The organism is Oceanicaulis alexandrii DSM 11625 (assembly GCF_000420265.1).
GTDB lineage: Bacteria > Pseudomonadota > Alphaproteobacteria > Caulobacterales > Maricaulaceae > Oceanicaulis > Oceanicaulis alexandrii.
On the sequence record NZ_ATUP01000001.1, the window covers coordinates 1,819,733 to 1,838,737 of the forward strand.

Annotated in this window: 16 protein-coding genes and 2 pseudogenes; 4 read left to right on the plus strand and 14 right to left on the minus strand. The window is 56.1% G+C overall.

Features of this window, described 5'->3' with window-relative positions; translation table 11 throughout:
• Positions 1-300: 300 nt before the first annotated feature.
• The gene (locus G405_RS16540; RefSeq protein ID WP_169447509.1) at positions 301-807 is read left to right on the plus strand and encodes a transglutaminase-like cysteine peptidase; all 507 of its coding nucleotides are present in this window, start codon (positions 301-303) and stop codon (positions 805-807) included.
• A 13-nt stretch (positions 808-820) separates the two neighbouring features.
• Here the strand turns inward: G405_RS16540 and G405_RS0108830 are convergent, their stop codons facing one another.
• The 6 genes from G405_RS0108830 to G405_RS0108865 all read right to left on the minus strand — a co-directional run bounded on the left by G405_RS0108830 (position 821) and on the right by G405_RS0108865 (position 8,380).
• Positions 821-1,567: a metallophosphoesterase family protein gene (locus G405_RS0108830; protein ID WP_022701155.1), complete on the minus strand. Its 747-nt coding sequence runs from the start codon at positions 1,565-1,567 to the stop codon at positions 821-823.
• Positions 1,568-1,600: 33 nt separating this feature from the next.
• The gene (locus tag G405_RS0108835) at positions 1,601-3,832 is read right to left on the minus strand and encodes a polysaccharide biosynthesis tyrosine autokinase (protein WP_022701156.1); all 2,232 of its coding nucleotides are present in this window, start codon (positions 3,830-3,832) and stop codon (positions 1,601-1,603) included.
• An 84-nt stretch (positions 3,833-3,916) separates the two neighbouring features.
• Positions 3,917-5,191, minus strand: a complete 1,275-nt coding sequence (locus tag G405_RS15530; protein WP_022701157.1) for an outer membrane beta-barrel protein — start codon at positions 5,189-5,191, stop codon at positions 3,917-3,919.
• 98 nt (positions 5,192-5,289) lie between these two features.
• Positions 5,290-5,757, minus strand: coding sequence for a hypothetical protein (locus tag G405_RS0108850; protein WP_022701158.1), 468 nt, complete (start codon positions 5,755-5,757; stop codon positions 5,290-5,292).
• A gap of 184 nt (positions 5,758-5,941) precedes the next feature.
• Positions 5,942-7,768 (minus strand): O-antigen ligase family protein, encoded by a 1,827-nt coding sequence (locus G405_RS0108860; protein ID WP_022701160.1) that lies wholly within the window; start codon positions 7,766-7,768, stop codon positions 5,942-5,944.
• A gap of 21 nt (positions 7,769-7,789) precedes the next feature.
• A complete protein-coding gene (locus tag G405_RS0108865) occupies positions 7,790-8,380 on the minus strand; it encodes a polysaccharide biosynthesis/export family protein (protein WP_022701161.1) in 591 nt (196 codons plus the stop codon).
• Positions 8,381-9,038: 658 nt separating this feature from the next.
• On the opposite strand from G405_RS0108865, the pseudogene G405_RS17210 reads away from it, so the two are divergent.
• Positions 9,039-9,332: pseudogene (locus G405_RS17210) on the plus strand (transposase); the annotation flags it as partial.
• A gap of 105 nt (positions 9,333-9,437) precedes the next feature.
• Positions 9,438-9,590: pseudogene (locus G405_RS17315) on the plus strand (phosphoglucosamine mutase); the annotation flags it as partial.
• Positions 9,591-9,625: 35 nt separating this feature from the next.
• Here G405_RS17315 and wecB read toward each other — a convergent pair.
• Positions 9,626-10,708, minus strand: a complete 1,083-nt coding sequence (wecB, locus tag G405_RS0108875; RefSeq protein ID WP_022701163.1) for a non-hydrolyzing UDP-N-acetylglucosamine 2-epimerase — start codon at positions 10,706-10,708, stop codon at positions 9,626-9,628.
• Positions 10,709-10,721: 13 nt separating this feature from the next.
• On the opposite strand from wecB, the gene G405_RS17320 reads away from it, so the two are divergent.
• A complete protein-coding gene (locus G405_RS17320) occupies positions 10,722-10,853 on the plus strand; it encodes an SEC-C metal-binding domain-containing protein (RefSeq protein ID WP_169447510.1) in 132 nt (43 codons plus the stop codon).
• A 113-nt stretch (positions 10,854-10,966) separates the two neighbouring features.
• Here the strand turns inward: G405_RS17320 and G405_RS0108880 are convergent, their stop codons facing one another.
• The 7 genes from G405_RS0108880 to G405_RS0108900 form a co-directional block, all read right to left on the minus strand.
• Complete coding sequence (locus G405_RS0108880; RefSeq protein ID WP_051143345.1) at positions 10,967-12,133, minus strand: glycosyltransferase family 4 protein; 1,167 nt, start codon at positions 12,131-12,133, stop codon at positions 10,967-10,969.
• Between the two features lie 208 nt (positions 12,134-12,341).
• Positions 12,342-13,493, minus strand: a complete 1,152-nt coding sequence (locus G405_RS0108885; protein ID WP_022701165.1) for a glycosyltransferase family 4 protein — start codon at positions 13,491-13,493, stop codon at positions 12,342-12,344.
• Positions 13,490-14,362, minus strand: a complete 873-nt coding sequence (locus G405_RS16975) for a hypothetical protein (RefSeq protein ID WP_156861440.1) — start codon at positions 14,360-14,362, stop codon at positions 13,490-13,492. Before G405_RS16975 ends, G405_RS0108885 begins: the two co-directional genes overlap by 4 nt.
• A gap of 446 nt (positions 14,363-14,808) precedes the next feature.
• Complete coding sequence (locus G405_RS15540; protein ID WP_022701166.1) at positions 14,809-16,068, minus strand: lipopolysaccharide biosynthesis protein; 1,260 nt, start codon at positions 16,066-16,068, stop codon at positions 14,809-14,811.
• Positions 16,068-17,159 (minus strand): DegT/DnrJ/EryC1/StrS family aminotransferase, encoded by a 1,092-nt coding sequence (locus G405_RS0108895; protein ID WP_028284678.1) that lies wholly within the window; start codon positions 17,157-17,159, stop codon positions 16,068-16,070. Before G405_RS0108895 ends, G405_RS15540 begins: the two co-directional genes overlap by 1 nt.
• Complete coding sequence (locus G405_RS16815; protein WP_084683446.1) at positions 17,156-18,061, minus strand: LbetaH domain-containing protein; 906 nt, start codon at positions 18,059-18,061, stop codon at positions 17,156-17,158. Before G405_RS16815 ends, G405_RS0108895 begins: the two co-directional genes overlap by 4 nt.
• Positions 18,061-19,002: a Gfo/Idh/MocA family protein gene (locus G405_RS0108900; RefSeq protein WP_022701167.1), complete on the minus strand. Its 942-nt coding sequence runs from the start codon at positions 19,000-19,002 to the stop codon at positions 18,061-18,063. Before G405_RS0108900 ends, G405_RS16815 begins: the two co-directional genes overlap by 1 nt.
• Between the last annotated feature and the right edge of the window lie 3 nt (positions 19,003-19,005).

Below are 19,005 nucleotides of genomic sequence, written 5' to 3' on the forward strand. Positions count from 1 at the left end.
ACTCTCAAGTAAAATAAATAAAACGTTAGGGTAAATTTATATTAAGCAAGTAAATAGTCTACACAGCCACCAGACGTGTCCACTCAGAATGAGCAACGGTCCCGGCCCACCCTTTTGTCTCTTCTTGGCCTTGCCCTGGCAGGTCTGTGGTTGACCGCTTGCTCAGCCACCACGCCCGGTACACCCCACCTTGTGACCCATCAGGTGACGGCGCCTCCCGTAGGCGCGTTCGCATTCTGTATGGAAAACCGTGAGGCTTGCGGACTTGTCGACGCTGAGCTGGCGACAAACAATAAAGACATGAGCAAGTCTTCGCCAGCTGTGTTGGAGGAGACGCCAGCGGCCTCTGATGAGGTTTCTGAACAAGAGTATTCTGATGAGCAATTGCTCGCGATGGCGCATGTGGTCAACGCCGCGATCAACACCGCGATCTCCTATAGAAGCGATGCTTTGACTTGGAATATGGAGGAACGCTGGGTTCTGCCCATCCGATCGGAAGGTGTCAGTTACGGGGATTGTGAAGACTTCGCCCTTGAAAAGCGTGCCGCGCTTCTTGAGGCTGGCGCACCCGCTGACCGGATGCGCATGGCGACAGCCTGGTCACCAGGCACAGGTTTGCACGCAGTCCTGATCTTGCGCCTTGAGGCGGGAGATTATGTGCTGGACAGCGTGTCGCCTCATATCCTTACGGTGGGGCAAACCCGGTATGAGTGGCGCGCGCTTCAGACGGGTCCGAGTCTGCTTGAATGGTCCACGGTCTCTAATGATCCGCTGGGGGCTTCTTCCACGTCTTATACAGCAGGCTGACCGCTGATGAGGCTCAGCGCGTTGAAATGAACTCGACGCCTGCAGGGCTGATGGCTGCGGCTGTCAGAACGCCGGTCTGGTAGGCGCCCGTATCCAGACCGATCCGTCTTTTGTCCCTGCTGGGTTCAGACTGGGGCGTGTGCCCATGCACGATCATGTAATCGAGCTGGCGCGCATCGTTTAAAAACGCATCCCGGATCCAGAGAAACTCTGCATCAGTTTGTTGGTCTATGGCTTTATCGGGGTCTATGCCAGCGTGCACGAAGAAGTAATCGCCGCGGACCGCAAAGCTCGAGAGCGATCGATAAAAGGCGAGATGCGAAGCTGGAAGCTTCTCAGATAACGCCTTTGCGGTTTTCGCCCACGCAGCCTCATCCTTGCTAAGCCTCACATCCTGGACGCCATAAGAGAGGAGGGTTTCAAACCCTCCATAGGTGCTCCAGGACGCGCCGACTTCGGGCGCGTCCAAAAACTCAAGCAATGTGGCTTCGTGATTGCCTTTCAGATAAGTGCAATCAATCCCGGACAGTGCGTCTGAATGGATGAGATAATCCACCACGCCCGCCGAGTCCGGGCCGCGATCAATGTAATCGCCTAAAAAGACCAACTCATAATCTGAGTGGCCGGCGTGGTCTTTTATGAGGGGAACAAGACGCTCAAGCAGGTCTTTGCGGCCATGGATGTCGCCAATCGCGTAAACCGTACGGTCGGGCGGCGCATAGGATCGTTTGCGTCGGAACAGATCGATGAATGACTTCATCTTAAGTCTATGACCTTCTCAGACTGCGCCGGGTCAATCTGAATAGTATTTTTGATACGAGCGATAATAATAACCGCCCTGATCATAGCCGTAACGCGCTTGAGCTTCCAGATCGACATTATTGAGGACAACGCCGAGGATATTGGCCTTGGAGGCCTCGATTTCGTGGATGGCCTTACGCACCACGCCGGTCGAGCTTTTCTTCCAGCGCACGGCGACCAGAACCCCGTCAGCCCGTGAGACGATCGCGCGCGTATCCGCCACCGCCAGAACAGGGGCGGTATCAAGAATGACCTGATCATAGCGCTGACGCAGCTGATCAAGCAGCGCTTCAAAAGCGGATGAGCCAAAGACATCGCGCGGTGTAAATGTTGTTTGCGCAACGGGCAAAACGTCGAGACCTGTGTCTGCGTCGCTTACGATGACGTCATCAAGGTTTGCCGTACCGGACAGGACTTCAAGCAAGCCTTCCTCGGCATGAGGATGGAGCGCTTCAGTCAATAGCCGGCGCCGAAGATCGCAATCAACAAAAATGCTGCGAGACCCCGCCATCGCCGAAACGCGCCCAAGGCACAGCGCGGTTGTGGTCTTGCCATCACCAGGCACGGCGGAGGTGATCGCAACGACAATATTTTGATTGTCGATACCGCTGATCCGGATAGCTGAACGTATGGTGCGGAAACTCTCAGAGAAACTCGACAAGGGCTTGGCGAGCACATACTCGCCTGGATCAATGGTTTTACCGCTGATCCGGTCCGCCAATCCCACTTTCAGGCGCGGGACAGAGGCGATATGCGCCAAGCCGAATTGCTTCTCGATATCAGCGTCTGTGTGTATGCCGCTATCAAGAATTTCGAGCGCGAAGACGACGCCGACCCCTGTAATGCCGGCCAGAACGACCCCTAAAGCCAGATTGAGCATGACGTTGGGGGAACTTGGGGTTTGAGGTGTGGAGGCTTGGGCCACCACACGGGCGTCCGCTTCCGTCAGGCCTTCAGTTTCATTGGTCTGACGAAAGCGATTAAGGAAGCTCTCAAAAAGCGCGCGGCTGGCCTCGGCTTCACGCTCCAGCGCCCGCAGCTGGACAATGGCGCTATTATTGACTGAGAGCTCTCCGCGCGCATCCTGAAGGCTGCCCTGGAGTGAGCGCACGCGCTGGGCGGACACGTTCACTTCGTTTTCAAGGCTGGCGACAATGCGATCGATTTCGGCGTCAATTTGGGAATTGATATCCGCCAATTCACGCTCAACCGTCAGGATCTCGGGGTGGCGGGGACCATATCGCCCGCTCAAATCCGCCTGGCGGCGCGCCACTTCGGCCTGTTGACGACGCAGTTCGCGAATAACGTCTGATGACAAGACTTCGGCGATGGTGTCAGACGCGACGCCACGCTCAAGCTGGCTACGGACAGCATCAAGGCGAGCGCGCGCTTCTGAAAGTTCAGCGCGCTGTATGGCAAGCTGGCTGTTGAGATCGGCGACTTGTTGCTCAGCGACTGTCGCGCCTTCGGCATTGATAAGCCCGGCCTCATCACGGAAACGCGCTACGGCCTGTTCGCGGGCTTGGACTTCTTCACGCAGCAACTCAACGCGTTCATTAAGCCACTCATTCGCGCGCTCAGTGGCTTCAAACTTAGCCTCGAGCTGAGACGTGAGGTAAGCGTCAGCATAGGTGTTGGCGATATCACGGGCCAAGCTCGGCGTTTCAGAGGTCGCAGAAATTTCGATCACATAAGTCAGTCCGGCGCGACGCATAGTGCGCGCTTCCATAAGGGCCGAAACGACAGATTCCCGTATACGCTGCTGCGCCTCTTCCTCTGTCAGGGACGTGGCCGACGGACCTGGCAAGAAACCGCGCAGGAAGGATTTTACGCCTCCACTCAGAGCGCCAAGACCGCTTGGCTCTTGAAGACTGCTGTTAAATTCAGGGACGTTCACCAATTGCAGGCGGTCGACAACCGTTTCCGCCAGAGCCCGGCTGCGCAGGACTTCAACTTCAGTGTCCACCATCGCTGAATCGGGCGGCATGCCAGAAAGCACCGCTTCGATATCCACCACTTGCGACTGGCGCACATTGAGAACAACGCTTGATGAGGCGGTATAAAGCGGCGTCGCCTGCAAGGTGAACAACACCACAACGACAAACGTCAAAAATCCTGTTGCGACCAGGGTCCAGAACCGCCTGCGAAACACAGCGATGAGTTCACGAAGATCAATCAGATCATCGTTTTGAGGTGTTTGACTGCTTGCGACTGTTTCGGACATGACACAGGTGTTCCGGCAAAAGACGACCCACCTCATTATGCATGAGGTGGGCCAGTTCTATAAGGGAGTAACGGACAGAACCGATTAACGGCGTAGAACGAGGCTCAGGCCAATCACGTTCTTGGAATAGTCTTGGTTGCCCGCGGCGCCGGAGGAGTCCTGATCCACATAGCTATAGCTGGCGCGCACACCGGCCGTCCGGTTCAGGAAATAGGTGACGCCGCCAGAAATGTTGAGCCGCTCATCGGTGCGGTCAATGCCCGAATAATCATCTTCGCTGAGGGCGACCCCGGCCGAGATAATGATATTACGGCGCAGCTCATGATCCACGTTGACGCCGGCGCTGGTCGCGAAGAAGCCGCCAGAGCCTGCGACCGCAGAGTCCTGAACGGCGCGGGACGCGTTCACGGTGACTGTGGTCAGCTGGGTCGGGAACCATTCAATTGTTCCCTCAACGCTCAGGCCGTCGATGTCGGGCAGAGCAGCGCTCTCATAATCCTGTTCGGTATAGCCAAGGCCAATCACGCCGCGCGCAACGCCGTTCAGATCGAAATCTGCGCCGACATCGAAAGTGTAGCCTTCAGAATCGCGCAGCAAAGCGACGGTGGGCGGAGACAGATCGTAGCTGCGGTCATTGTACCGCAAGCGGCCAAAAATAGCCGTGTCCGGGCTGACCGCGTAATCGCCGCGCGCAGACAAGATATACTCTTCACGGTCGCGGAAGTCCTGATCGGCGACGCCGCCGCCAAACAGCGGCGCATCATCGTAATCAAAGACGTTAAAGTCCACCCGGGCCTGAGCCTTGATCCGGCCAGCAGCGCGCTCAGCGCCCAGATAGCTCGACCAGGTATCGTACTCAATGGGCTCTGCGGCTTGACCCGCTGCGCCTGCGGAGGTCCGCGGTTCGGTGAGGGCCGAGTAACGCGCGCCTGCGGTTACGTTGGTCTCGCGCGTGATGTCCAGCTGACCGCCTGCGCCGGCCGTGAAGTTCCAGACGCTTTCATCAGAAAAGTCGAAATGCTCGCGACGGGTCGCTGAAATATCGCCCGAAACAGAGTGGCGCGACCATGTGGTGTCAAAGGTTAGGCCTGGCGTGATGACGGCGATGACATCGGATTCTTCATTGCCGGACGTTGCGAAGACGTTGTCCGTGAACTCAAGACCCAGAACCAGTTCGGGATAGATCAGCAAGGCGCCGTTCTGAATCCCGCCCGCATCGTAATCGGGGCGCTGACGTTCAAGAACACTGACATTGCGATCGCGCTCGAACATGCTCTCGGCGCCGCTGGTCTGGGCCATCGCCAACGGCGTGAACCCGGCGACGGTGATTAGGGCGAGACTTGCCGCTTTGAACATCATGGTTAATCCCCCACCAGGCGCTACAGGCCGGTCATTTGTCATGAAAAAGGCGGGGCGATGATCACCCCGCCCTATTTTACGCGTCAGTTTTGCTCGGATCAGTAATCCGAATTGCCGCCGCTTCCGCCGCCAGAAGGAGGCGGAGCGCCTGCATTGCCACTACCGCCGCCCGGTGCGCCGCCAGCTGTAAAGCCATTGCCGCTGGTGCTCGGCGGGTTGGTCGCAACATTGGTCGCCGCAATCACAACAGACGGGTTGGTTGCATTGTTGGTGGCGACGATGACCATGGCTTGCGCCGTGACCGTCGCGTCAGCGCCAGAGTTGGCGACGGCCAGCGCGATTGCAGCCTCGATCTGCTCTTCAGTCGCATCGGCAGGCAGGGCGTCAATGGCCGCCTGAACAATCCCTGCCAAGGTGCTGGCGTCAACGCTCGGCTGGGTTTCGCCACCGGCGGGTTGAGCCGCTTGAAGCGCAGAAGCGGCAGCAGGAGCAGCAAAAAGTGCAAACGAACCCAAAGCGATTGCGCCAAGGATTGGCGATACGCCATTGAAAAATTTATGTTTCATGCTTGGCCCCTCAATCGTTAAGTCGATTGGTGAAAATTCATTAGCACAACGTTACCAGTCATAGCTGAAAATTTCGAGTCTCTTTTCAATGGTCTTGAACGCGCCTGAGTAGATGTTGCGGGTGCGCAACACAAGCAGGGGGCGAACCAAAATGAGAGCTGATGCTTGCTTGATGTCGCTCAGATCAGTCGGGAAGGCCAACGCGTCGCCGCCACCGCGCTTCGGCCCGAACGGGCAAAGTGCGCGCTTCGCGCTCTGCGGCGTCTCGCAGATCTGCTGGCATGCTGGTCCAGGCGCTCGCGACGAACCCAAGCCGCCACTCAATAAAGCGTCTGTCGGCATAGGGCATGAGATAATAAGATTGGCGCAGCGCCTCTTCCGTCTCTCCGGCGATGATCGGAATGATAGCATAATTCACATAAGCGAGTTTCGCCCATGTCTTCGCACTGCGCGGCTCAACATCCAGGCTTGAGCGGAATGCTGCACGCGCGAGCGCCAGGTCGGGTGCGTCAAGTCTGAGCGCCCGGTCTCCGATCGCCTCAAGGCGTGTCGCGGAGCCTTTCAAGTCAGCTTCACTGGAAACCTTCGTCGAAAACGCTTCGTCGCTCGATGAAGCGATGCCCAAGGCCGAGTTGCGATCCACGCCGGCGTACAAACTGAAACTGGCGCAGGCGACAAGCGCTAGGGTGACGCCAGCCTTGAGGGCGAGAGAAGGCGCGCCCTGATTGCGCTTTGATCGTCCACCATCGGCCACGCCAACGCCGAGCCCCAAGATAAAGGAAAACAGCCAAAAGACGGCCGGGATCTCAAGCGCGTAATCGACCATGCCATGGGCGAATACGAACACAGCAATGATGAAACACGCCCGCAGGAGTGAGCGCTGGCTGCGACGAGTTGAGAGGCCCCTCAATATGCGGCGTAAGAGTGCGCCCGTTAGTGCAAGCGCAAGTAGGCTCGCCGGCAGCCCTGTTTGCAGGAGCCATTGGAAGGCGACGTTATGCGCGGCGTTTTGGTACATAATCGTTCTGGCGTCAGGGGCTGTCGCAATAAAATCATTGACGAAAGCGAAACCGCCCAGTCCTGCCCCCCACAAAGGAGATAACCAGATCGCCTGAATGTACTTGGCAAACATGACGCCGCGGGGGTTGTCGGCAAGGAGCAATCCGCCTTGCTCAATCCGTTCAGCATAAAGACCGCCGGATACCCCAAAGAGAACAAGCCCGAGTACAATGAAAGCGCCTGGCCCTGTGATGAGGCCCCAAGGCCCTGTTCTGGTCGGAATGAGATTTTGTTCGCTTCTTTTGCTGAAGCTGGAGCGCCATGCGGCGACGCGGTCCCACGCTAAAAAGCTAAGAGCCGTAATCATGAAAAGGCTGATCCCGGCCCGAGATCCTGACAAAAACAGGCATGTGGCACAGGTGAGCAGTGAGCCAACGGGCAGGGCTAGGCGTTGCACCTTGCTGTCAAAGCGTCCGCCGCGCTTGAGCGACGCCGTTATAAAAGCCAGCGCCAGAAGTGCGAATATACCATAGAAAGTGGCTGCGGTATTCGCTGACAAGAAAGGCGTTGATAATCTTCTAATATTGGTAGGTAGTTCAAATCCAAACAGGGTTCGGGGGGCGATGAAAAAGTCGATGAAAGCGGCGAAGCCTATTAATGCGCCCATTCCAGTAAGTATGAGAACGATCGCTTGCGCGGCTTCTCGCTTTAGTGCCGCGTTTCGCGCCGCCAGAAATACACCGCCCCCCGCAAGGAGCGATGCATATTCTCCCGCACCGGTAGACGCCCATCCTTTCAGTGCTCCTATCAGGAAAAGGCCGACGCCGCCGACAATCCAGACGGCGCCCAGGACGCTAATGCGCGCTCCGGGCGATACGAGGATCAAGGCGCACCCGGCTGACAGCAGGGCTGAAAACAGCAGTGCGGAAGACGGCTGGTCGGCGCCCTGCGCCAGGGCGGCAAGGCCAATAATCAGAAGGATTGGGCCGGCCGTCCAGAGAGAGCTGGGCATTCTCGCGCCTGCCTTGAACCCTTAGAAGAAGCGCTCTGCGATCCGGATCGTATCGCCGGGCATAACGCGCAAAGTGGCGGTTAGAGGCAGCTCAACTTCAGCATTGGTCTCGGCGCGCTTTAAGAACACGACGCGTGTATTGGCGCGATATGTGAAGCCGCCGGCGCGTGCGACAGCGTTCATGACGGTCAAACCGTCCGTATAGGGATATTCACCGGACTCCTCGACTTCGCCGAGAATATAGAAGGGGCGATAGTTGAGCACTTCCGCGCTAACCCTGGGGTCGTTGAGATAGCCGTCAGACAGGCGGCTTTCGAGTTCCGCGCGGAAGGCGGCGACCGTTTTGCCGGCGGCGGGCACTTCTCCGACCAGCGGCAGCGACACCATGCCGGCCCCATCGATGAAAAACTCGCCTGAGAGGTTCTCTTCACCGAAGACGATGATGCGCAATTGATCCCCGGATCCTAGCGTGTAGGCGGGGGGCAGGCTTGGCTCGGTTCCCGCTGCTAGAACAGGACCAGGCTCTGGGCCGCGGCTGGGTGTTGACGTGGTGGCGCAGGCCGCAATCGCGACCAACGACGACAAGATGATAAACGCGCGCAACAACATCATGACGGTCTGGTCCCTCATGTCCGTGATGCAGTTCGACCTGCACATGAACCCCGATTAAGTGTCTACACGCTTATGCTGGGTTTTCAAGCGCGGCTACCGATAAGAACGCGCGGTCCGTCTATTTCAGAGAGTCTTGCAAACTACGAGATCAGCAGACACTTCCCGCCCAGAACGCCGGTATTGGATGGCGTCCTTGCTTTTAGTGGCATAGGCTATGGAATACACCGTCGACACGCTAGAGACTGTACGCTTTACAACGCCATTTGTCGGGCGTGGGCCACCGGTCGGGGAGGGGGAGGGTTGACGCGAAAGATGAGGTTCAACCCTATTCACAGCAAAATGTAGGCTATTCAGCCTGGGGAACATTTCGTGTACGATATCGGCGGCACAGGAGAGTCCCATGGCGTCGAAGCCAAAATCCACATTGGGCCCCACACAGCTTTCCAATAGCGGCGTCTTGACAATCGCGGCCACAAGCGAAGACGGGCTCGACTTCGCTGGCTCCGCCGAGCAGGATTTTCAGCTGCAGCTGATTAAGCGCATCACCGACACGCTGTGGATGCCCGCCTCGAAGCCGGTTGAGCAACACGAGGCGCTCATCAATCAGGCGCTCGCCGCGCTTGAGGGCCTGGCGCCCCGCAACGAGGCCGAAGGCATGCTCGTCAGGGAGCTTCAGCCCGGCGTAGTCGTCATGGACAACCTGCCCGGCCACAAGGTCGCCGGGGTGCGCGAAGCCGTGCAAGCGGCTGGAGCCAAAATCGCCTACCTGTCGCCCTATAGCCCGGACTTCAATCGGATCGAGAACGCCTTCTCCAGGCTCAAGGCCCTGCTGCGAAAAGCCGCCGCGCGCACCGTTCCCGACCTCCACGACGCCATCGCCGCAGCGCTCGACGCCATAAGCCCTGCCGAATGCGCCAACTACTCCACAGCCTGCGGATATGAGCCGGAATAGAACGAAAACGCTCTAGGTTATTTTGAACCTTCTCCAAAGTACCTGAGCGAGAGGGAGGCACGCCTTCATAGGCCTCGAACCGCTGGATAGTCTTCCATGTCACCCCGGCGCTTTCTGCGAGCGTCCGGCACGGAGCCCCTCATCCGCGTGATGGCTGAAGGTGATCAAAAGCTCATGCGAAGCGTTGTGGATGAGATTAGCGCCGCGATTGCAGGCCGCACTAGCGCCGAAAAGGTGAGTAAGGCAGCGGCCTCATAGAGATCGTCAAATGGTGGTCGAATTCATTCTGCCTCTCAAAATGATTTGGCTGAAGCTTCGGCTATGGCGTCCAGAATGCGGTGGGCCGCAAAACCGTCCCAAGTCGGCGGGAGCGGATCTTCAGGAAACTCTGAAAATCTGAGCTTTGAAATGATATCGTGGATGCGCCCCGGATCGTAACCCGAGACGAGGTTTTGATGAAATTCGAGCGTCGTTGGCCACTCAGTGCCTTCGCGAATGGTGACGCAGGGCCGTTTCATCACGTATGCCTCCTCGCGCAAACCGGCGCTATCGGTGATGACCAGTGATGCCCCGCGCAATAGACCCATCAGATTGAAATATGACTTTGGACCAGAGACGTGCAGCCCACTGGCTGACGGCAAAGATTGAATGTCAATTTTAGCTACATCCAGCTGTGCGCGCGTTCGCGGATGGACAGGAAATACAATATCTAATCCGCCACAGGCATTGATGATCGCTCCGATCACGGATCTAAGCCGTGTTGAATCATCGACTGTTTCCGGGCGGTGTAAGGTCACCAGCGCATAAGGTGCTGACGGTTTCGCCACGTCTGTGAATGAGGGCTCGAATGTCTTCAGGGCGTCGACCAGGAGATTGCCGACCTCAACCATCTTTCCAGCATCAACGCCTTCGCGTTTCAGATTCGCGACCCCGCTTTCGTGGTTCGCCAGGTGAAGGTCAGTGATCGCGTCGACAATGCGGCGGTTCGCCTCCTCCGGCATGTCCATGTCTCCAGAGCGAACACCCGACCCGTAATGGGACAGCTTCGCACCGTAGAAGCGGGCGGCGAGGGCGCCGGCGGCCGTCGTAAGCACATCGCCATACACCAGCACCCAGTCCGGCTTCAGCGTTTGAAGCCCCTTAGTAATCTCGCGCAGCATGTGAGCAAACCGATCGGGCATGGCGCCGCCATTAACAGCGCAGCTGTAAGCAGGCTCCGGCAACCCGAGCGCCTCAAAGAAGGCGTGGTTCATATCGGCATCTGCGTGCTGGTTTGTGTTGATGATGGCGTGTTCGAGGTCTCGTCGCTGCGCCTCTCTCGCGACCGGCGCAAGCTTGATGAAATTGGGCCGTGCCCCGACGATCGATACGATCAATTACGTCTCCCTCATGACCCGGCCGCCCGACCCGGGCGGATTGTTAGACTGTCAATCGGCATTAAAAAATAGGTGCAATGATCCGTGCCCCTGCGGGTCCGGCAGAAAATACAAAAAATACTGCCTGAAAGCGGGAAATTGGTGAGGCTCGTGCCGCGCTTGCAACATCTTCGCATGTTGAGCGAATGCACTTCGTCCCCGGCTACCACCTCGTCAAACCGCAGGCCGGGGATGAGCGGCAGAAACGGGCCGGCTTGTTCAGTCGACTAGAACCCGTTCCAGCCTCTGGGCGAGTTTGGCGTAGTCATAATGTTCAATCGCCGCTCGGCGACCGTTTTCGCCCATGCGGCGGCGCTCTTCCTCGGGCATAGCATACATGTGGCGGATGGCGCCGGCGAGTGCCTGGGGATCTTCGGCGGGGACAGTGAGACCGGCGCCGAACTTCTCGACCGGATCGTTGCCGCCGCTGAACCCGTGTATAATTGGCTTGCCCGAAAACAGGTAATCGGGGACCTTGTTTGCCGCAATCCCCCAACGATATAATGGGGACTTGAGCCACCCAATATAGCAGACATCACACGCCGCCAGCACCGCTTGCACCTGCGGCTTTGGGACGGGCCCTAGGAACCGCACGTTTGTCAGACCGAGCGCGTCGCGTCGCGCCTCCAGGTCGGCGCGGGCGCGGCCCTGCCCAACCAGCAGGATGTGCACGTCCGGTAGATCGCGCAGCAGCGCCGCCGTCTCGATCAACGTATTGAGGGCATTCGCGGCCCCAAGCGTTCCGGTGTAGACGATGCGCAGCCCGTCGGCGGGTATCTGTTCAGCGACCTCCGGCGTCAGGGGCGCAGGGGCAGTTACCTCGTCAAGCGAGATCCCGTTTGACACCCAGGTGAACTTGCCACGATCCATGCCCCGCGCGGCCATATGCTCCACCGCGCCTTCGAGATTGGACACCACCCGATCAGCGCGTGAATAGGCGCGATCCTCGATCCATTGTAGAACACGGATGAACGGATGGCGCTTGCTGTAGCCGCCGATCTCGATCAGCGTGAGCGGCCAAATATCGCGCACCTCGAACACTAGCCGCGCCCCACAGGTCCGCGCGAGGCGCTCTGCTCCCGGATAGCCCACCGGATGCGGTGACGAGTACAAAATCGAGTCCGGCAAGGCCGCCAGTGTCCGCCTCAGGCCTGGCAGCTTGGCCGAGAACGCAATCCAAGCGAGGACGCGTCGCTTGTCATGAGCGTGCGCGTACCGGGGCACATCAATACGGATGAAACGGTAGCCATCAACCATCTCCTCAGCGGGCAGGCTGGCTGGATCGACATCATGGCGTAATAAATGGTGCGACCGTGCCGCGATTACAGTTACATCATGTCCTAGTTGCGCCAATTCGCGCGCGAGATAGTGGTGGCGTCCCCCCATACCAGTCTGAGGAGTCGAACTCTCCGGATATATAATCCATAAAGTTGCCAAAGTTCAATCTCCAATGTATACTTTTGTATTAACGGTGCATGCATATCTAGTTTCACCGTATTGACTTGCGCCGCCTAGGCCGCGCATTTCTTGGATCCATTGATAGGCCGCCATTTCCACGAACAAGTTGCTTTCTAGCTTTGAATGCGGTTTGCGTTTAGGGGTTGGTTTGGTCAATGGCTAAGATATCGGCCATTAGACTACGATATAGGTTCAGTAGCTTTTCGCTCTCTGCTTCCCAGTTGTAGCGATCTTCCACGGCCGCGCGGCCCCTCCGGCCCATTGCGGCGGCCTCCTCTGGATTGTCGATGACCCACTGCATCGCCCCGGCGATGGCCTGCGGGTCCTGCGGGTCTACCAGAAGCCCGCAGCCCGCGCCCTCGACGATCTCGCGCCAGAGCGGGAAATCCGAGGCGATCACCGGCAGACCAGCCGCCATATATTCGAAGAGCTTGATCGGATAGGATATTACGTATTGCGGCGTCGGGTGAAGCAACACCAGCCCGGCGGACGCCTGCGAAAGTTCCTCGACCACCGTTTGCCGGCTGCTCCAGCCGAGGAAGTTCACACGTTGCCAACCGTCCCGCGCGCGCATCTGCGCTTCTAGCCGTTCATCATTGAACGCCCCGAGCAGATGAAGGCGGGCACGATCGTCCCCAACCAGCTCTATGGCCTCCATCATCTCGCTGATGCCCCGGACACCGACGATCCCTCCAATATAGACGAAGCGACCCGGCACACGCTCGCGTGCGCTCACGCAGATCTTGGGAAACTCGCCAAGGGAAGGAAAGTTGGCCAGCAGAATCACGCTATCCTGGCTAAACCTAACCTGCATGGCGGGGACGACCACGATCAGGCGGGTGAGAACCCGGGCCGCCACCCTTTCCAGACGTTCGGCGAACCAGCCAAGAACATGGGCAACAGGCTTGGCGAGATATGCCTTGTGGCGCAACTGCCGGGGCAGGTCTTCATGCACGTCATAGATCACCCGGATCCCCTGCAACTGCAGCAGCATTGCCCAGGGCAGGAGTTCGGGATCGTGGAAATGGGCGATGCGGGGGCGGGCGCGGCGGACGGCGTTATACATGCGGAACGCACCCCGCGTCATGCGCCGCAGCCGCCCGCTCTCGGGTGCGCCAGTGTCGTGTACGATGACGCCGTCGCTTGCCTCGGTGTCGTCGCCCTTTCCGTCCTGAACATAAAGCGCCACGTTGCCTGACCAGACGCGCGCCAGCGTCGCTACTTCCTTAACCCGAATCCGGACGTCGGTGCGGGGGTGGACGGTAGTGAAATGGATTATGGTCGTCATTTTTCACCAACTTTGTGAGGCATTAATGAAAGTAATATCAGAAGAAATAGTAGCCCATGCGTCAGGAATACAGTTATAAAATCTGCACTTGTGAATGCAGTAACCATTACAGTGATCGAGGCACTTATCACAACGAAATGACCGACCTGCCGACCATGCGAATTAAGCAACGACAGTGTTAGTCCAATTAAAGTGCCGTATATTAATACGCCTGCGAGTCCAAAATTTGCAAAACCGCTGCCAATAAAGCCGGTGTTGGCCGACATTGACGCCCTGCCAAAGAAGTTTTCACCAATAAGAAAAGGTGCAGTCGCATCGTAGGGCGAGGTAACAAGCCCCATCGATATTCTTGAGTCACTCCAATGCGTGAAAGGGTTATTAGAGAAAAATTCTATGTAATAGCTGTCGATTAGAGGGGGAACGAAAAACACACGTCTAATAACGAACGTTGTAAATACACCAGCATCTTCTATATCTAGCACGTAATAAAAACAGAATTCTATTATACCGATGAATCCGATCAAAAAAAACAAAATATTTATACAAATACTCAATCCGTAACGCGTAAGAACCGTATGTATAAACAATATTAAAAATGGAGCAACTAACACGGACTTGTGACTTGTAAGCCCGTACATGAGTATTGTAAGGCCTATAAAGAGTACAACACTCCAGCGGCTTCTATAGTGCAAACTCAGCATAACTCCGATTGGGAGCACGACTTTGGATACTGGAGAGTTGATATATGAAAATATAGTTGGCACCCCAGCGGCGGCTTCAAATCGAAAATCGTACACTCTCATGGGATTCAAATTAAACGACTTCCACCCACCGAAGGCGATGATCGTAAATATTGCAGTAAACGCCATGAGTAGCATAATTACCAATATCTGCTTTTTACTTAAAGAGGCTATATTTAGTATTTGAAGTTGTACCCTGCTAAAAAATATACAACAAAAAATGCCAGCCATGACGTAAACGATAAAATCAAACTTTGGATTTCCTATATAGAAATATACCAATGCTGGGCATATGTATAGAAAGTATATAAACTTATGGAAAAATGTAACGACATCGTTTGATTCCTTTATAATGAATGGAAACAAAAACAAAATAGATACTGATAATATAAGTCTTTCTCCTGAAAAATCTCGTGCAAATCCCATATACAAAAAATGCGACGATATTTCTAAGAAGTAAATTATCGATAGGGCTGTGAAAAAGAAAATTCCAGACAACAATGTTACGAACCTGGAGCTTTTCAGTTCCGAGTCGGCGATCTTAAAATCTACCAGGTCAGATTTTCTCATTGTGTTCATTTAATTAGTACCAAAATTATCGCCAGATAAAGCGCATAAAACAAAGCACCAGTAACTGCGTACGTTTCGGAAACCACGTCAGATGCTGTACAAGCCGCTATGATCACAGGCCCAACGCGTACAAACAAACCGAACGCTTGGAGCACCATCGCAACAGCCACATGTCCAGTAACGTGTAGCGCAGAAGAGACGGGCGAGGCCACAAATTGCAGCACGAACCAAGGAGTCATCCACGCGACAAGCCAGCCAGCTCGAGCCCACTCTGCGCCGAAAACTATCGGAAATAGGAATGGAGACACTAGGCCCACCAGGACCAACGGGGGCGCTCCAGCCCGAAACAGCGCCCACATCATCTGACGAGTAAAGATCGAAAGCTTTCCATCACGATGTTTTGCCGGGGCTTCGGCGATAAACACCTGCGCCACCGACGAACCGATCAGCCCCATCGGCAGCCCCATCACACGCATCGCCAGCATTAGGAATCCAGCCTCAGGACCAGCAGCAAGGGCGGCAATCAGAATAACTGGAAGCTGCACTCCGGCGGTGTTGAATAAAGCCTCGGGCACCGACCATATTGGGAACCGACGATAGGTGCGAGACTGCTCAACGATCCGCGCAGCAGTCAATTCGTGCAGCACTTGGCGGTCCTGCCGCAGCAAATCGCGTAGAAGCCCCACTACGCCTAGCCCGCCATAAAGCATATGACCAAATACTAGCCCGAAGGGTGACGCAGCTGCCGCACCGATGGCCACTTGCGTGCCTACTCCGCCAACCGCGCGCGCTATACGAGTGCGTGTAATTAAGCCGAACCGCTTTTTTCTCGAAGACCAATATTGGAGTGCGTTGTACGTTGACGCTAGGAGGACTCCCACTGGGACCATCCACAAATAAGGCGCCAGCATCGGATGACCCAGCAGTGCTGCGGTCAGGCTCGGGACCAGCAGCGTCGGCAGCGCAAGCAAGGCCGAGACCACAAGAGCTGCAATCAGCGCTATTGTCAGCAGAGCCAGTCCGTCAGCGTCGTCTTCGGGGAGCGGGATGGCGATATTGTATCGCAGGCAGGAGACGACCGTCATGATCCCAATGATCGCCACATAGACGGCAAGCAGTGAGAAATCCTCCGGAGAATAAAGCCGGGTCAGCAATGGCAGCGCCAGAACCGCCAAGCCTTGCGCGAAGACCGTTCCGCTGGTCAGCACTCCAACGTGCCGAGCGAACGACCCGGCGCGGAGCCATCGGGCCAGCGCCTGTCTCATTAGCTTCCCACCGCCTGCGACAATGCATCAATCACTTGCTCCGCAGTTGCAGCGCTCATGTATGGATGCATAGGCAAGCTCATTACCTCGTTTGCTGCGCAATCTCCCTCAGGAAGGTGAGCGGTAACATCCTCGACAGCCGGCTGGCGGTTGAGTGGCAGCGGGTAATGAACCGAGGTGGGAATTCCAAAATCTGCTAAGGCCGCTTGTACTGCTACGCGGTTCTGCAAGCGAATGGTGTATTGCGCCCAGGCGCTCTGGCGCTCGTGTGCTAAATGCGGCGTAGGAATACCAAGCGCAGCCAGTGCGACATTATAGGCCTCAGCCAGATTTTGGCGCGCTGCGATCTCGTCGTCCAGAATGGTAAGCTTGGGCAGAAGAATGGCCGCCTGAAGCGTATCAAGTCGTGAGTTTACCCCAACACGTATGTGGTGATACCGCCGGTCCTGCCCGTGGCGCGCGATCTGGCGGATGACTGTGGCCAACTCAGGGTCTGATGTGAAAATCGCGCCGCCGTCTCCGTAGCAACCCAATGGTTTGGAGGGGAAAAAGCTGGTGCAGCCAATTGTCGTCAAGCTGCATGACTTGCGGCCTTTGTACGTAGCGCCAAAGCTTTGTGCGCCGTCCTCAATTACGGGGATCCCATGGCGAGCGGCGATCGCGTTGATCTCATCAAAATCTGCAGGCTGACCATAAAGAGACACCGGAATGATCGCGCGGGTACGCGCGGTGACCGCCGCTTCAAGTCTTGCAGGGTCCAGGTTATAGGTCGCAGGGTCGATATCGATATAGACAGGTCGTGCGCCCAACAGAACCGCGGCTTCGGCCGTTGCGATGTAGCTGAAGCCAGGTGTGATAACCTCGTCGCCCGGACCGACACCCAACGCCATCAAAGCAATCTGAAGCGCGTCGGTCCCATTGGCGCAGGTGATGCAGTGCGCGGCGCCGGTGTAGGCGGCCAGTTTGTCCTCCAGCTCCGCAACCTCGGGCCCGAGGATGTACTGCCCATGCGCCAAAACCCGCGCGATGCCCGCCTCAATCTCGGTCCGAAGACGGTTTTGCTGAGCGTCGAGATCAACAAAGGGGATCATCGCACAGACCTCACAAAGGCGAGCCATTTTTCATGATCTACAGCAAAGTTTCCGGAAACTGTGCAGTTGTTAGGCACATCCTTTGTGACCACAGCGCCAATAGTCACTTGGGAGCTGGAGCCTACTTTTACGCCGTTACTAATAGCGGTGTTTGGGCCGATAAAACTATCGTCGCCGATCTCGACTCGGCCAGACAGCGCTGCGCAGGCAGCAATTCTCACCCTGCTGCCAATCTTGCAATCGTGCGCCACATGCACCTGGCAATCAATCTTTGTATCTGAGTTGATTTCCGTAAAACCCCCAAACGTTGAACGAATTATGGTGGTTTTTGATTGTATATCTACATGGTCTGATAAAGAAACACCGCCTGATTGACTAATTATTTTACGTGGTGACATTGTCATGTTCACCTCGAACGCATCACCAGCGACAACAGCACCAGGACCTATGCTACAAAAAGCGCCAATTATTGATCGTGGTAAAATTACAGCGTTCGGGTGAATGACGCAGCCCTCACCGATTTTAACATCTTTTTCGGCTATATATGCACCTGGATAAATAAATACAGATTGATGTATAATAGTATCAAAGCTCGCCCACTGAAAATTGGGAATAGCTGAGATTTGATCCTGTATTTGAAGTAAAGAATATAGAGGGTTTTCTGTGGTCCCAAGTCCAAATCTTTCCGGAACAGAATCGGCTAGATCTGGCGTTGTTATGATCCCAACGATACCATCAGTAGCAATAGCTTTCTGAATGTGTTCTTGTTTTTGACACGGTACGATACGAGCATTGAGTCTCGTGGGTATTTTCCCTACAAAAGCGAATTCGCAATCGCGAATAATTTTTAGATCAATCGAGTTGGCAAAATGACTCATAGGAAGGGTGCTGCCTGTGAACATCAGGACGTGTTCCCCACAAACGGATGAACCTCACCGGTTCGGTTGATAGGCGCTGTGCGAAGATGGGACACCGTCTCAATAGCCACGCGGTTTTCCTCCAGGCCGAAACCGCGACCGGCTAGAATTTCCTCATAGGAGCGGGTGTGCAGATCAGTGAATCCGCCTGAGAACTCGATCTCCTCACCATCTACAGTGATCGAGCGGTAGGTGCGCTGGCCATTGCTGCGCGGACCATCAGGCACGTCGCCGAGATTGAGCGACAGGAACCAACGCACCCGAGCATGTTCATACTCCAAATAGCCAGCAGCGCGGGTATCCTCTCGCAGGTGCACACGGTTATCCTGCAGCCGACCGAAGATGAAATGCAGCATATCGAAAAAATGTACGCCGATATTCGTGGCGATACCGCCCGATTTTTTCTCGTCACCCTTCCAGCTTTGCAAATACCACTGCCCCCGCGACGTGATGTAAGTGAGGTCCACCTCGTGCTTTGAGCTGTGGGCTTCAGAGGCGACCTTGTCGCGCAGAGCGATAATCGCCGGGTGCACGCGCAATTGCAGAATGGTGTTCACACGTTGCCCGGTGTCAGCCTCGATCTCCTGTAGTTCGTCGATATTCCTGGGTTCGAGCACCAGCGGTTTTTCGCATATGGCGTCAGCCCCCGAGCGCAAGGCAAAGCGCATGTGGCTGTCATGAAGATAGTTGGGTGAGCAGATCGAGACGTGATCAACACTGCCGCCCGCGCGTCGGAGTTTGTCGATGTGGCGATCGAAACGCTCGAATTCGGTAAAGAAGTCCGCGTCGGGGAAAAAGCTATCGATAATGCCCACAGAGTCATTGGGGTCGTAAGCGGCGACGAGAGTGTTGCCGGTGTCACGGATCGCACCCATGTGACGTGGCGCGATGTAACCAGCGGCGCCGATCAAGGCAAAGCGTTTCATGTC